This window comes from Streptomyces sp. NPDC029164 (assembly GCF_055563995.1).
This window is the reverse complement of record NZ_JBVHWW010000009.1, coordinates 94,785-108,337: the sequence shown is the minus strand read 5'-3', so window position 1 is coordinate 108,337 and position 13,553 is coordinate 94,785. Positions and strand designations below refer to the sequence as shown.

Here is a 13,553-nt window from a genome sequence, read left to right as displayed (position 1 = left end):
GGCGATGTTCAGGAAGCGGGGTGCGGGGACCCCCCGGCCCCCGCCACCCCCCCCCCCCCCAGGCCCCCCCCCCCCCCCCCCCCCCCCCCGCCGCCACACCCCCCCCCCCCCCCCCCCCCCCCCCCCCTCCCCCCCCCCCTCCCCCCCACCCCTGCGCGCAGCGGTCACCGCGAGCCGCGGAACTCCGCGCCCTCCACGATCAGTCCGGCCACCAGCGCCCCGGTCATCCCGGCGTGCGGCAGCCCGCCGCCGGGATGCGCCCAGCCGCCCGCCAGGTAGAGCCCGGGCACCTCCGTGGTGTTGGCCGGGTGGAGCAGCCGGCCGCCGGCCCCCGCGAGGGCGGGCGGCGGCACGGCGCCGCCCGGCGCACCGGTCGCCGCCTCGACATCGGCCGGGGTGCGCACCTCCTGCCACAACAGCCGCTCCCGCAACCCCTGGACGGCCTTCTCCGCGAGGTCCAGCAGCTCCCGGGGGTCCGAGGTCCCGGGCCCGTACACGGCGCTCACCGTGACCGCCTCGTGCTCCGCGTCGGGCCGGGTGGCCGGGTCGTCCGGGCGCAGCACGGTGACCTGCGCCCCCGGCGCGTGCACCAGGGTGCGGTGGACGGCCGTGGCGGGGCGGGCGCCGCGCAGCGCGAGCAGCAGCGTGATCCGGCCGGGTGCCTGCGGCCCGCGGGCCGGGACCGCGTCCGCCGGCCGTCGCGGCGGGCCGGCGGACAGCTGCCGGGGGTCGATCGCGCAGACCACGTGATCGGCGGCCACCTCACTGCCGTCGGCCAGCAGCAGCCCGGCCGCGCGGCCGTCGCGGACCAGGACCTCGCGCACCTCCGCCCCGAACGTGAAGGCGACCTTCCGCTCCAGGCAGCGCTCGTACACGGCGGTGGCCAGGGCGCGCATCCCGCCGCGCACGTACCAGCTGCCGAAGGTCTGCTCCATGTACGGGAGCACCGTGGCCGAACCGGGCGCGGTGGCGGGGTCGATCCCGTAGCCGCGCACGACACCGGTCAGCAGCTCGCCGAGCGCGCCGCCCAGCTCGCGGTCGGCCACCTCGGCGAGGGTCGGCGGGCGGCGGCGGAACAGCCCGCCGCGGCGCAGGGCCGGGTACGGGTCCTCGCACAGTGCCTGCCGGGCCCCGTCCCGCAGCGGTTCCTCCAGCAGCGGGCGCCGGGTGGCGTCCCAGGCGTCCCGGGCACGGCCCAGCAGGGCGTTCCAGCGCTCGCCCGCGCCCTGCCCGGAGGCGGCGTCGAGGGCGGCGGCGACCCCGCCGTGCGAGGCGCCGGGCAGGGTGACGTCGATGCCGCGGTGGGGGAGGACGTGTCGGACGGCGGGGTCCACCTGGACCAGGTCGACGCAGTCCTCCAGGGACCGCTTGCCGGTCTTCACGAACAGGTCGCGGTAGACGGCGGGCAGGTGCAGCAGGCCGGGCCCGGTGTCGAAGGCGAAGCCCTCGCGCTCGTAGCGGCCGACGGCGCCGCCGTAGGTCGCCCCGCGCTCGTACACCGCCACCTGATGCCCCGCCACGGCCAGCCGGGCCGCCGTCGCCATCGCGCCCATGCCGGCGCCGATCACCGCAATTCGTGCCATGCGGCCGAGCCTATCGACCCCCTCGGTCCGGCCGTGGTCAGAGGGGTGGGGCCCCGGTGACCTCGCGGGCCTCGGCGGCCAGCCGCTTCTCCTCGCGGCGCTGGGCACGGCGGCGCAGGAAGCGGCGGATCCGGCTCCAGAGGAAGACGAGTATGGCCAGTCCGGCGGCCAGCAGGACGGCCGCGATGACGGCGGCGGCCTGCGGGTTGAACATCGCGAAGGTGACGAGGCCGGCCACACCGAGGTCCTCGGCGATGCTCATGCCCACGTTGGTGAACGGCTCGGGCGAGGTGTTGATCGCCATCCGGGTGCCGGCCTTGACGAAATGGCTGGCCAGCGCGGTGGAGCCGCCGATCGCGCCGGCGGCGATGTCGGACAGCGAGCCGCTCTGCCCGGCCAGCAGCGCACCGATCACGGCTCCGGCGAGCGGGCGGATGACGGTGTGGACGGTGTCCCATATCGAGTCGACGTACGGGATCTTGTCCGCGACCGCCTCGCAGAGGAACAGCACCGCGGCGACGATCAGCACGTCCGTGCGCTGCAAGGACGCGGGGACCTCGTCGGTCAGACCGGTCCGGCCGAAGACGCCGAGCAGGAGGACCACGGCATAGGCGTTGATCCCACTGGCCCAGCCGCTGGTGAAGACCAGGGGGAGCACACTCATTGGATCATCATGTCGTACGGGCACCGGTGCGCCGGGCAGAACGCGGGCACGGTGACAGAACGGGGACAGAACGGCGAGGGGACGGTCGCCCGACGGCGGCCGTCCCCTCGCTCAGAACCGTTCGGGGGCTACTGCCCCTGCTCGTCACGGCGGCGCTGCCACCGTTCCTCGATGCGGGTCATCATCGACCGACGCTGCCGGTTCCGGCCATGGGCCGGACCGTCTGCACTTCCGGAGACGGGCTGCTCGCCAGGCTTGGGTGCCTTGCGCCAACCGGTGACCACGAGGACCGTACAGCCCAGCATGACGAGGAATCCCACCACGCTGATCCAGAGCACGTTCGGAATGATCACACCGGTCATGAGGAGCGCGATACCCACCACAATGCCTGCGACTGCCTGGTAGACCCGTCGCCGGGTGTACGTACGCAGTCCGCTTCCCTCAAGCGCTGTCGCGAACTTGGGATCTTCGGCGTACAGCGCTCGCTCCATCTGCTCGAGCATTCGCTGCTCGTGCTCCGAGAGCGGCACGGGAGTCCTCCTCATCCGTCGGTCGCGGGGGGTAGCGACCAGGGGTCCCCTTCAGGATAGGCGGGGAATCGCCCCCGTGACACCCGCCCTCTACGCCACGTTCCAAAAAGACACACAGCCCAGAAAAGACAACAGCTGGTAAAGCCACTGCTCGAAACCGTACCGCCGCGGGAGCGGTCACTGAGGCCCTTATTCCCCAATGGTCCGTCCACCATGCCGGTCACTGCACTCGATCATACGGGGCCGACCGCCGGAACGTAGGGTCTGCGGCCGACTCCGTGGGCGGAAGATCGCAGTTCAGCCCTGCTTCTGGCCGAGCACGTGCAGCTGAGTGGCGACCGCGTGGAAGGCGGGCAGCTCCGCCGCGGCCTCCTCCAGACGCAGCAGCGCCTCCACGGCGCCCGGCTCGGTGTCCACCAGGACCCCGGGGACGAGGTCGGCGAAGATCCGCACGCCGTGGACGGCGCCGACGGCCAGACCGGAGCCGCCCACGAGCTCGGAGAGCTGTTCGGCGGTGAAGCGGCGCGGCACCGGGTCACCGGAGCCCCAGCGGCCGGCCGGGTCGGTCAGGGCGGTACGGGCCTCCGTGAAGTGCCCGGCCAGCGCGCGGGCGAGCACGGCTCCGCCGAGGCCGGCGGCCAGCAGGCTGAGCGTGCCGCCCGGCCGCAGGGCCGCGACGGCGTTGGCCACGCCCTCGGCCGGGTCGTCCACGTACTCCAGCACGCCGTGGCAGAGCACCACGTCGTACGCGTCCCGCTCGACCACGTCCAACAGGCCCTGGGCGTCGCCCTGGACGCCGCGGACCAGGTCGGCGACGCCGGCCTCGGACACCCGGCGCTCCAGCCCGAACAGCGCGTTCGGGCTGGGATCGACCACGGTGACCCGGTGGCCCAGACGGGCCACCGGCACGGCGAACTTGCCGGTGCCGCCACCGGTGTCGAGCACGTCCAGCACGTCCCGCCCGGTCGCCTTCACCCGGCGGTCGAGCGCCTCCTTGAGGACCTCCCACACCACGGCGGTGCGGAGAGAGGCACGGGGGCGGGAAGTGTCCGACACGGCTGATGGCTCCTCGGCGCGGTAGGGAAGGGGTGAGCGGTCCGTGCCCCACCCCGGTCTACCTTATGGCCTTCCGCAGCCGGGCAGCTCATCGCGCGTCCGGACGCTCCGGGCGCGGTTGCGGCAGGGCCTGCTGCAGGCTCGGGGCGGGTGCCCGGACGGCGAGCATCCGCTCCACCAGGCGCAGGAACATCGAGGCGGCGCGCACCAGATCGTCCGCGTCCCGGCCGCTCGCCGCGTCCGCTATGCCCGCCTCGGCCCGGGCCCGGCGGGCCGCACCGGAGGCGAACAGCGCGCTCCACTCGGCGAGCTCCGGCGCCAGCTCGGGGAGCAGCTCCCACGCGCTGCGGATCCGGGGCCGCCGCCGCGGGTTCACCGGCTCGGGCCGGCCGCGCGCGGCGAGCACGGCCGCGGCGGTGCGCAGGGCGGCCAGGTGTGCGGTGGCGTACCGCTCGTTGGGCCGGCTCAGCAGGGCGGCCTCGGTCAGGCCGCTGCGGGCCTTGGCGAGCAGGTCGAGCGCCGCCGGATCGGCCGTCGACTTGCGCAGGACGGGGTGGACAGGGGACGGGGACGGTGTGGCCATGACGAACCTCCTGTCGATGCGTTGCCCCCATCGTGACCTGCCCCACTGACAATCTCCCTGACCTGCACTTTTACGGCCGTATCCGCTGCAACTGCCCCCTCCTGCACGCCTGGTGCGGAAGAGGGTGCTAGTTTTTGAACTGACCGGTCAGTTCAAAAAGAAGGGGGACGGCGTGGACAGCCCGCACGGCGCGGCCGTCAAAGCCGAGGGCTTCGGACTCAAGGGCCCGCGCGGCTGGGCGTTCCGGGGAATCGGCATCGACGCGGCGCCCGGCTCGCTCATCGCGGTCGAAGGCCCCTCCGGCAGCGGCCGGACCTGCCTGCTCCTGGCCCTCACCGGACGGATGAAGCCCACTCAGGGCCACGCCGAGATCGACCAGCACCGGCTGCCGAAGAAGATGGCCGCCGTCCGCCGGATCGCCGCCCTCGCCCACGTCCCCGGGGTCAACGACCTCGACCAGGCCCTCACCGTCGCGGAACAGCTGCGCGAGGGCGCCCTGCTCCAGCGCCGCTACGACGCCCCGGTGCGCGCCCTGCTGCGGCCCCGCGCCGAGCGCCGCGCCCGCGCCGCGGCCCGGATCGACGAGGCGTTGGCCGCCGCCGGACTCGACCTCGGCACGCTGCCCAAGGGCGAGCGCACCTCCGTACGGGACCTGGAACGCCTGGAGGCCGTACGGCTGTCCGTCGCCATCGCCCTGCTGGGGTCCCCGCGGCTGCTGGCCCTCGACGACCTCGACCTCAAGCTCTCGGACACCGAGCGCACCGAGGCCTGGGGCCTGCTCCGCTCGATCGCCGCCCGCGGGACCACGGTCCTCGCGGTGTGCAGCGAGGCGCCGGCCGACGCGGTGGTCCTGCGGACCGGCCCGGAGGCACCGGACGCACCGGCGGCACCGGACACACCGGAGGTGCCCGTCACCGTCGCGCCGGCGGCCGCCGACCGGAAGATCACTTGGGGAAGCGCCGCCAAGAGCGCCCCCGAGGCCGAGGCCGAAGGCGACGCGGACGCCGGCCCGGACACCGACGCCACCGCCGGGAACGACACCGAGAACGACGGCGACACCGACACCGAGAACGACGACACGAAGGGGGCGGACGATGAGGTCGCCGAAGCTGGCCGCGCTTGAGATGAAGCGGTTCGGGCGGGGGAAGCTGCCCGTGGCCGCCCTCATCGCGCTGCTCCTGCTCCCGCTGCTCTACGGAGCCCTGTACCTCTGGTCCTTCTGGGACCCGTACCACCGCCTCGACAAGGTGCCCGTCGCCCTCGTCAACTCCGACCGCGGCGCGACCGTCGACGGCAAGCCCCTGGACGCGGGCGGTGAGCTCACCAAGAAGCTCCGCGACAGCAAGACCTTCGACTGGCGCGAGGTCAGCCCCAAGGAGGCGGCCAAGGGCCTGGAGAACGGGACGTACTATCTGACCCTCACCATGCCCGAGGACTTCAGCGCGAAGATCGCCTCCAGCGCGGGCGACGACCCCGCCACCGGCGCCCTCCAGGTCCGCACCAACGACTCCAACAACTACGTCGTCGGCTCGATCTCGCGCTCCGTCTTCTCCGAGGTCCGCTCGGCGGCGTCCACCAACGCCTCCCGCGGCTTCCTCGACAAGATCTTCGTCAACTTCTCCGACCTGCACGACAAGACCGCCGAGGCCGCCGACGGCGCCGACAAGCTCAAGGACGGGGCGGGCAAGGCCCAGGAGGGCGCGAAGGAGCTCGCCGAGGGCCTCGACACGGCCGGGGAGAAGACCGGCGAGCTCAACAGCGGCCTGAAGAAGCTCAACACGGCCGCCGGGAAGCTGGAGACCGGGTCGAAGGACGTCGCCGACGGCACCCAGTCCCTCGCCGACAAGGTCAACGGAGCGGCCGACAAGGCCCGCCCCTTCGTCAAGGACCCCAAGAACCTGGCGGACACCGCCGAGCTGGTCGCCGACAGCGCGAAGGTGGTCAAGAACCACCTCGACACGTTCGCCGAGAAGGCTCCGGCCGCCGCGGCCGTCGCCAAGCGGGCCTCCACCGGCGCGGACGCGTACTACACCAAGCACTGCGTCACCCCCGGCGCCGAACCGCACCTCGCCTCCTGCCCCGAACTGAAGAGGGTCAGGGACGACGCGGCCGAGGCCGCCGAACTCAGCGGTGACGTCAGCACCCTGGCCAAGAACACGAACGGGGACGTGTCCAAGCTCCGCACCCAGCTGACCGACCTGGAGAACAAGGCCCGGGAGCTCGTCGTCAAGGCCCCGCAGCTCGCGGGCGACCTCGACGCGGCGGTGGCCAAGGTCAACGCCCTCAACACCGGCGCCCACAAGGTCGCCACCGGCATGGCCCAGCTGCACACCGGCATCGGCTCCGCCACCACCGGCTCGGGCAAGCTCAGCGACGGCGTCGGCAAGCTCGGCGACGGCGCCCACCGCCTCGACGGCGGCATGTACAAGCTCGTCGACGGCACCGGCGAGCTCGCCGGCGGCCTCCACGAGGGCGCGGGCAAGATCCCCGACTACGACGAGCAGCAGCGCGACGCCCGCACCGAGGTCATGGCCGACCCGATCAGGCTCGCCAACCAGTCCCTGCACAAGGCGCCCAACTACGGCACCGGCTTCGCGCCCTACTTCATCCCGCTCTCCCTCTGGGTCGGCGCGATGGTCGCCTACATGCTGATCGCCCCGATGAACCGGCGGGCCCTGTCCGCCGGCGCCTCGCCCTGGCGGATCGCCCTCGCCGGCTGGCTGCCCGTGGTGGGGATCGGCGCGGCCCAGGTCGCCCTGCTGATGTCGGTGCTCCACTGGGCCCCGGACCTCGGCCTGAAGATGGCCCACCCGGCCCTCACCATCGCCTTCCTGCTGCTGGTCAGCGCCTGCTTCGCGGCGATCATCCAGTGGCTCAACGCCAAGTTCGGCGCGGCCGGGCGGATCCTCGTCCTCGCCGTCCTGATGCTCCAGCTGACCTCCGCCGGCGGCACCTACCCCGTGCAGACCAGCCCGGACTTCTTCAACGCCGTCCACCCCTACCTGCCGATGTCGTACGTGGTCGAGAGCCTGCGCCGCCTCATCACCGGTGGCGACCTCGGCCCGGTGTGGCAGGGATTCGCGGTCCTCGCGGCCTTCACCGTCGGAGCGCTCGCGCTGACCTCGCTCGCCGCCCGCGGCAAGCAGGTGTGGACCATGGACCGACTGCACCCCGACCTGAGCCTGTAGGGACGTGTTGACCTGTGACAATCAGCGCCATGGACAGCAGCAGCACCGGCACGGGTACCGGCGGGGGCCGTCGGCAGGCCACCCGGCAGAAGCTCTACGAAGCGGCCGTCACCCTCATAGCGGAGCAGGGCTTCTCCGCGACCACGGTCGATGAGATCGCCGAGCGGGCGGGCGTCGCGAAGGGCACCGTCTACTACAACTTCGCGAGCAAGAACGAGCTCTTCGAGGAGCTGCTGCGACACGGGGTCGGGCTGCTGACGGTCTCGCTGCGGACGGCGGCGGAGGAGACGGAGGCGCGCGGCGGCAGCCGCGTCGAGGCGCTCGACGCGATGATCCGCGCCGGCCTCGTCTTCATCGACCGCTACCCGGCCTTCACCCAGCTGTACGTCGCCGAGCTGTGGCGGACCAACCGCACGTGGCAGTCCACGCTGATGGTGGTCCGGCAGGAGGCGGTGGCCGTCGTGGAGAAGGTGCTGCGCGAGGGCGTCGAACGCGGTGAGCTGAGCGCCGAGATCGACGTGCCGCTCACCGCGGCCGCGATGGTCGGGATGGTGCTGGTGGCCGCGCTGGACTGGCAGTCCTTCCAGCGCGAGCGGTCCCTCGACGACGTCCACTCGGCGCTGTCGCTGCTGCTGCGGGGCCGGGTCAGCGGCAACCGCTGAACCCGTACGGGGCGGCGAGCACCCCCCAGTCGGCGGTGCCGCGGGGGCGCGGCAGCCCGTACAACTGGTGGGGCCTGCCGCGACGGCTGAGTATCCGTACCTAGGCGCGGAAATGAGTACGTGCGCGGATGGGCTCCCACCTGCGCAGACGCCAGACTGGGAGCAACGGACAGGAGACCCGGTCCGCACCGCCGACACGGGGCTGCGGAGCGGACCGGGTACCTCCTACCGTGGCCGGGCGGGGGACACGAACCCGGTGACGCAGTACGCGAACGCGGCGGGGCTCGGGGGGATCGAGCCTCGCCGCGTTCTCGCGTCCGCGGGTCCAGCCGCCTCCTCCTGGGCGCAGCCCGCCTGCCCTCAAAGACCGGGGCCCCGCCCCGCACCCCGCGCCTCAAACGCCGGCGAGGCTGCGTTTCAGCCGCGGCCCCGTAGCGGGAGCCGGAGGCGGAGGGCGGTCAGGCGGGCCGCGACCGTTGAGGTGATCGCGGACCAGCGGGTGGAGGCCGTCCAGGCGAGGCGGGTGGCCGAGCGGGGGAGGAGCAGGGCGCGCAGGCGCGCCGGGCGGCTCACCGCGGCCAGCAGGCCCGCGCGGGTCAGCAGCACGTCGTCCGCCAGCCCCGGGTACGAGACCTCCGCGCCCGGCGGCGCGTACAGGGCCCGTTCCACCGCGCCCGCGACCCGGTGGACCGCGGCCGCGGCCTCCGCGTCCAGGCGGCCCAGGTCCACGACCCGGTCCGCCGCCCGGCGCGGGGACAGCGCCTCGTCCGGGACCACGCCCACGTCCCAGGCGGCGTCGCCCAGCTCCCGCCACACCGTCAGGACCTCTCCGCTCCGCAGGCGGCGGGCCCGCAGCCGGCTTCGCCACAGCAGCGGCAGCAGCGGCAGGGCCAGTACCGCCAGGACGGCCGCCGTCCAGCCGAGGACCGTCGTCACCGACGGCCCGTCGCCGTGGGCCGGGCCCTGCGCGGCCGCCGGCGTCCCGCACTCGCCGAGCTTCTTCAGCTCGGGCGGGCACTCGGCGGACGCCGAAGGCGCCGCCGACGGCTGCGCGGAGCTCTGCGAGGGCAGCGGCGCCGGCGCGGACGGCTGCTGGGCCGCCGGGGTCTGCGGCCGGGAGTAGTCCGGCACGTTGATGCCGGACCGCGGCGTCGGCTCGAACCGGGTCCAGCCCACGCCCTCGAAGTACAGCTCCGGCCAGGCGTGCGCGTCCCGCATCGACACGTTCACGCTGCCGTCGGGCTGCTTCTCACCGGGCGTGAAGCCCACCGCCACGCGGGCCGGGATGCCCAGGGTGCGGGACATCGCCGCCATCGAGAAGGCGAAGTGGATGCAGAAGCCCTCCTTGTCGGCGAGGAACCGCGCGACCGCCCCCGGGCCCGTGCCCGAGGCCGTCCTCGTGTTGTAGCGGAAGCCCCCGTTCACGGCGAAGTAGTCCTGCAGCTTCACCGCCCGCGTGTAGTCGTCCTTCGTCCCCTGCGTCACCTGGCGGGCCGTGTCGGCGACCACCGCCGGCAGGTTGTCCGGCACCTTCGTGTACTCGTCGCGGATGGCCCGGTCCGGCTCGGGGGCCTTCTGCAGCTGCTGCGCCGTCGGCTTCAGCAGCAGGCTCTGCACCGAGTAGCCCGCGCCCTGGACGGTCTGGAACCTGTCCCTGCCCAGCTGGTCGCCGACCAGGGTCCGGCCGGTGGGCTCGAACCGCCACTTCCCGTCGATCTTCACCGAGGTCGCCGGATAGGGCATGGGGAGATAGCGCTGCGTGTAGCTGTCCGCCGCCGAGATGGTGGTGGTCACCTCCGTCGAGGTCACCCGCACCTGGTCGTTGAGCCCGGTCGGCTTCGGCAGCACCTCGGGCACATCGGTCAGGGCCCGCCCGGAGGCCTCCCACTTGACGCCGTTGAACTCGTCCAGCGCGAGGATCCGCAGGTACTGCTCGCTCTGCTGCGGACTGTTCGTCCGGTACTTGAGGATGACCCGGTTGTCCTGCGTGTTCAGGTTGCTCTGCAGGGAGACCAGCGGGTTGACCGCCGAGATCGTCCCGCCCGCACCGCCGCCGTTCTCGCCGCCGTCCTGATCGCCGCCCAGCAGCCCGCCGCCGAGCGCGGGCAGCGCCGCCGGCACCGCCAGCGCCACGCCCAGGGCCACCGCGCCGATCCGCCGTCCGAACCGCGCCGGGGCCGTCGCCTGCCCGCCCGCGCCACTGCTCAGCCCGGAATCGGCGGCGCCCCGGCCGCGCGGGGCCGCGCCGAAGACCCGGCCCCACTGGGCGAGCCGGTCGCGGCCCTCGGCCAGCAGCATCAGCAGGTACCCGCAGCCCGCCAGCAGGAAGGAGAACCAGGAGGCCTCCCCGCCGCCCGACAGACCCGCGGCCACCGAGTACAGGGCGAGCAGCGGCAGCCCGGCCGCGGCGGCCGTCCGCGCGGCCACCGCCAGCGTCTCCACCAGCAGTCCGATCAGCAGCACCCCGGACACCAGCAGCAGCCGGATGCCGTCCGTCAGCGGGGCCGGGATGGCGTACTCGCCGACGTCCCGGACGCCCTGCCCGAACAGCGAACCGAAATCGTCCACCAGGTACGCCAGCGGCCCGCTCCCCGTGGATTCGCCCTTGCCGGCGAAGAGGAACACGAGCAGCAGCAGCGACACCAGCAGCTGTGCGGCCACGGTCAGCGACCGCGCCAGCGGCACCCGCCGGGCCCCGGCCCCCACCGCGCTCTGGACGCCCAGCAGCAGCGCCCCCTGCAGCAGCCAGGCCTGGGACTCGACCAGCGGGGCCAGCGACCACGAGGTGAGCAGCGTCGCCAGTGCCGCGAACAGCGTCAGTTTCGCCCGCCCGCTCATGCCCGACCTCCGGAAGTCCCCGTACCGACGCGCGCGGTGCCGGCCTGTCGCCACAGCTCGCCGAAGGCCACCCCGGGCAGGGCGGCCAGCGCCGTCCAGCCGGCGTCGCGCAGCCTGCGCAGCCGCTCCTCCAGCGGGGGCACGGCGTGCCCGGGTGCGGGCTGCCCGCCCCAGGCCGCGGAGTCCAGTACGAAGGCCACCGCACCCGAGGTGCGCTGGCGCATCCTGGCCGCCAGTTCCGTCTGTACGTCGTCCAGGTCGCCGAGGAAGGCGATGAGGAGCCCGTCACCGCCGGCTCCGCCGAAGCCTCCCGCGCCGGCGCCGCGCACCGCGTCGTAGGCCCGCGAGAGCCCGGCGCCGTCGGAGTGCCCGACCACGGCGAGGGTGTCCATCATCAGTCCGGCGGCCTCCGCGGACTCCTGCCCGCCGGCGGTGAAGCCGCCCCCGCCGTCACCGGGCACCGAGTCCCCGGTGTCCGTCAGCAGCCGTACGGAGAAGCCCTGCTCCAGCACGTGCACGAGGCTGGAGGCGGCCGCCGAGACGGCCCACTCGAAGGCGGAGTCGGGGCCGGCGCCGTCGAAGGCGAGGCGCCGGGTGTCCAGCAGGACGGTGGCCCGGCTGCGCTGCGGCTGTTCCTCGCGGCGGACCATCAGCTCGCCGTAGCGGGCCGTGGAGCGCCAGTGCACCCGGCGCAGGTCGTCGCCGCGCCGGTAGCCGCGCGGGATCACGTCGTCGTCACCGGCCAGGGCCAGCGAGCGGCGGCTGCCGTCGCCGTAGCCGTTGGACTCGCCGGTCAGCCGGACCGGCGGCAGGGGCTCGGTGCGCGGGATGACGGTGAGGGTGTCACAGGTGCTGAAGGAGCGGGTCAGCTCGACCAGTCCGAAGGGGTCGGTCAGCCGCAGCTGGAGCGGTCCCAGCGGATAGCGGCCGCGCAGGTCGGAGCGGACCCGGTAGGACACCTCGCGGCGTCCGCCGGGCTCGACCCGGTCCAGGACGAAGCGCGGGCGCGGGCCCAGGACGTAGGGCACCCGGTCCTGGAGCATCAGCAGACCGGTGGGGAGCCGGGAGACGTTGTCCATGCGCAGCTGCACCCGGGCCTCGGCGCCCGCGGGCACCCGTCCCGGGCTCAGCCGGCGGCTGCCGGAGACCCGGTGGCGGGTGCGGTGCAGGGCGTAGACGCAGATCAGCGGCAGGACGGCGAGCAGCAGGCCGACGCGGAGCAGTTCCCCCTGGCCCAGGACGTACGCGCAGGCGGCCGCGGCTATCCCGGCGGCCAGGAACGAGCGGCCGCGGGTGGTCAGCCCGGACAGTGAGGCGCGGAACCCGCCGCCGTCCCCCGGGCCGCCGGCGCCGCGCGGGGCACCGGCACTCATCAGAAGCCCCGGATGCCCGCGCCGGGCGGCATCTCGCCGCGGGCGTGCGCGGCCGGGACGGGGGTGCGCTGCAGGATGTCGTGGACGACCTGCTCGGCGGTGCGCCGGTTCAGCTGGGCCTGCGCGGTGGGCAGCAGCCGGTGCGCGAGGACCGGGGCGGCCAGGGCCTGGACGTCGTCGGGCAGGACGTAGTCCCGGCCGGCGAGCGCGGCGGAGGCCTTCACGGCGCGCAGCAGGTGCAGGGTGGCGCGGGGCGAGGCGCCGAGCCGCAGGTCGGGGTGGGTGCGGGTGGCGGCGACCAGGTCGACGACGTAGCGCCGGACGGGCTCGGCCACGTACACCTCACGGACGGCCTCGATGAGCTTGATGATGTCGTGGGCGTGCGCGACGGCCGTCAGGTCGTCGAGCGGGGAGACCCCGCCGTGCACGTCGAGCATCTGGAGCTCGGCCTCGGGGCTGGGGTAGCCGACGGAGACGCGGGCCATGAAGCGGTCGCGCTGGGCCTCGGGCAGCGGGTACGTGCCCTCCATCTCCACCGGGTTCTGGGTGGCGACGACCATGAAGGGGCTGGGCAGCGTGTAGGTCGTGCCGTCGATGGTGACCTGGCGCTCCTCCATCGACTCCAGCAGCGCCGACTGGGTCTTCGGCGAGGCGCGGTTGATCTCGTCGCCGATGACGATCTGCGCGAAGATCGCGCCCGGCTTGAACTCGAACTCGCGGCGCTGCTGGTCGTAGATGCTGACACCGGTGATGTCGGAGGGCAGCAGGTCCGGAGTGAACTGGATGCGCTGCACCGAGCAGTCGATGGACTTGGCGAGCGTCTTGGCGAGCATGGTCTTGCCGACGCCGGGTACGTCCTCGATCAGCAGGTGCCCCTCGGCGAGGAGCACGGTCAGCGCGAGGCGAACGACCTCGGGCTTGCCCTCGATCACGCTTTCGACCGACTGGCGCACCCGCTCCGCCGTGCTGGTCAGATCCGCGAGGCTCGCTCGGTCGTCATACGTCGTCACCTTGGTTCTCCTCGGCCCATTTCCAGGGCCGACGCCCTTGGCGCATGACCGGCCCACCCCGAAACA

General features: G+C 73.8%; 11 protein-coding genes. 3 read left to right on the top strand and 8 right to left on the bottom strand.

All coding sequences use genetic code 11. The features are described from left to right. Nucleotides 1–164: 164 nt before the first annotated feature. From ACZ4VT_RS11275 to ACZ4VT_RS11255, 5 genes are all read right to left on the bottom strand, one after another. Nucleotides 165–1,583 carry a phytoene desaturase family protein gene (locus ACZ4VT_RS11275; RefSeq protein ID WP_467948546.1) on the bottom strand — a complete coding sequence of 473 codons (1,419 nt, stop codon included), beginning with the start codon at nucleotides 1,581–1,583 and terminating at the stop codon, nucleotides 165–167. A 37-nt stretch (nucleotides 1,584–1,620) separates the two neighbouring features. Then, complete coding sequence (locus ACZ4VT_RS11270; RefSeq protein ID WP_467948544.1) at nucleotides 1,621–2,247, bottom strand: DUF4126 domain-containing protein; 627 nt, start codon at nucleotides 2,245–2,247, stop codon at nucleotides 1,621–1,623. Nucleotides 2,248–2,375: 128 nt separating this feature from the next. Continuing rightward, nucleotides 2,376–2,777, bottom strand: coding sequence for a DUF3040 domain-containing protein (locus ACZ4VT_RS11265; RefSeq protein ID WP_351304216.1), 402 nt, complete (start codon nucleotides 2,775–2,777; stop codon nucleotides 2,376–2,378). 297 nt (nucleotides 2,778–3,074) lie between these two features. Continuing rightward, nucleotides 3,075–3,833: a class I SAM-dependent methyltransferase gene (locus ACZ4VT_RS11260; protein WP_362857540.1), complete on the bottom strand. Its 759-nt coding sequence runs from the start codon at nucleotides 3,831–3,833 to the stop codon at nucleotides 3,075–3,077. An 88-nt stretch (nucleotides 3,834–3,921) separates the two neighbouring features. Then, entirely contained in the window at nucleotides 3,922–4,416 is a 495-nt protein-coding gene (locus tag ACZ4VT_RS11255; protein WP_467948542.1) for an SAV_6107 family HEPN domain-containing protein, read from the bottom strand. A 172-nt stretch (nucleotides 4,417–4,588) separates the two neighbouring features. Between ACZ4VT_RS11255 and ACZ4VT_RS11250 the strand changes: the two genes are divergently transcribed. From ACZ4VT_RS11250 to ACZ4VT_RS11240, 3 genes are read left to right on the top strand one after another with little or no spacing between them, the layout of a single operon-like run. Beyond that, entirely contained in the window at nucleotides 4,589–5,539 is a 951-nt protein-coding gene (locus ACZ4VT_RS11250; protein WP_467948541.1) for an ATP-binding cassette domain-containing protein, read from the top strand. Continuing rightward, entirely contained in the window at nucleotides 5,511–7,604 is a 2,094-nt protein-coding gene (locus ACZ4VT_RS11245) for a YhgE/Pip family protein (RefSeq protein WP_467948540.1), read from the top strand. Before ACZ4VT_RS11250 ends, ACZ4VT_RS11245 begins: the two co-directional genes overlap by 29 nt. 29 nt (nucleotides 7,605–7,633) lie before the next feature. Further along, nucleotides 7,634–8,266, top strand: coding sequence for a TetR/AcrR family transcriptional regulator (locus tag ACZ4VT_RS11240; RefSeq protein WP_362813137.1), 633 nt, complete (start codon nucleotides 7,634–7,636; stop codon nucleotides 8,264–8,266). A 417-nt stretch (nucleotides 8,267–8,683) separates the two neighbouring features. Here ACZ4VT_RS11240 and ACZ4VT_RS11235 read toward each other — a convergent pair whose 3' ends face one another. The 3 genes from ACZ4VT_RS11235 to ACZ4VT_RS11225 are packed head-to-tail and all read right to left on the bottom strand — an operon-like array spanning nucleotide 8,684 to nucleotide 13,487. Continuing rightward, nucleotides 8,684–11,104 (bottom strand): transglutaminase TgpA family protein, encoded by a 2,421-nt coding sequence (locus ACZ4VT_RS11235; RefSeq protein ID WP_467948538.1) that lies wholly within the window; start codon nucleotides 11,102–11,104, stop codon nucleotides 8,684–8,686. After that, entirely contained in the window at nucleotides 11,101–12,477 is a 1,377-nt protein-coding gene (locus ACZ4VT_RS11230; protein WP_467948536.1) for a DUF58 domain-containing protein, read from the bottom strand. The genes ACZ4VT_RS11235 and ACZ4VT_RS11230 overlap by 4 nt, the downstream gene beginning before the upstream one ends. Next, a complete protein-coding gene (locus ACZ4VT_RS11225) occupies nucleotides 12,477–13,487 on the bottom strand; it encodes an AAA family ATPase (protein WP_362813146.1) in 1,011 nt (336 codons plus the stop codon). The genes ACZ4VT_RS11230 and ACZ4VT_RS11225 overlap by 1 nt, the downstream gene beginning before the upstream one ends. Nucleotides 13,488–13,553 lie beyond the last annotated feature (66 nt).

What these genes read in the sequence shown, in the direction of transcription:
- ACZ4VT_RS11255 (WP_467948542.1), bottom strand. Translation starts at nt 4,416, where the DNA reads ATGGCCACACCGTCCCCGTCCCCTGTCCACCCCGTCCTGCGCAAGTCG.
- ACZ4VT_RS11240 (WP_362813137.1), top strand. Translation starts at nt 7,634, where the DNA reads ATGGACAGCAGCAGCACCGGCACGGGTACCGGCGGGGGCCGTCGGCAG.
- ACZ4VT_RS11270 (WP_467948544.1), bottom strand. Translation starts at nt 2,247, where the DNA reads ATGAGTGTGCTCCCCCTGGTCTTCACCAGCGGCTGGGCCAGTGGGATC.
- ACZ4VT_RS11235 (WP_467948538.1), bottom strand. Translation starts at nt 11,104, where the DNA reads ATGAGCGGGCGGGCGAAACTGACGCTGTTCGCGGCACTGGCGACGCTG.
- ACZ4VT_RS11275 (WP_467948546.1), bottom strand. Translation starts at nt 1,583, where the DNA reads ATGGCACGAATTGCGGTGATCGGCGCCGGCATGGGCGCGATGGCGACG.
- ACZ4VT_RS11245 (WP_467948540.1), top strand. Translation starts at nt 5,511, where the DNA reads ATGAGGTCGCCGAAGCTGGCCGCGCTTGAGATGAAGCGGTTCGGGCGG.
- ACZ4VT_RS11230 (WP_467948536.1), bottom strand. Translation starts at nt 12,477, where the DNA reads ATGAGTGCCGGTGCCCCGCGCGGCGCCGGCGGCCCGGGGGACGGCGGC.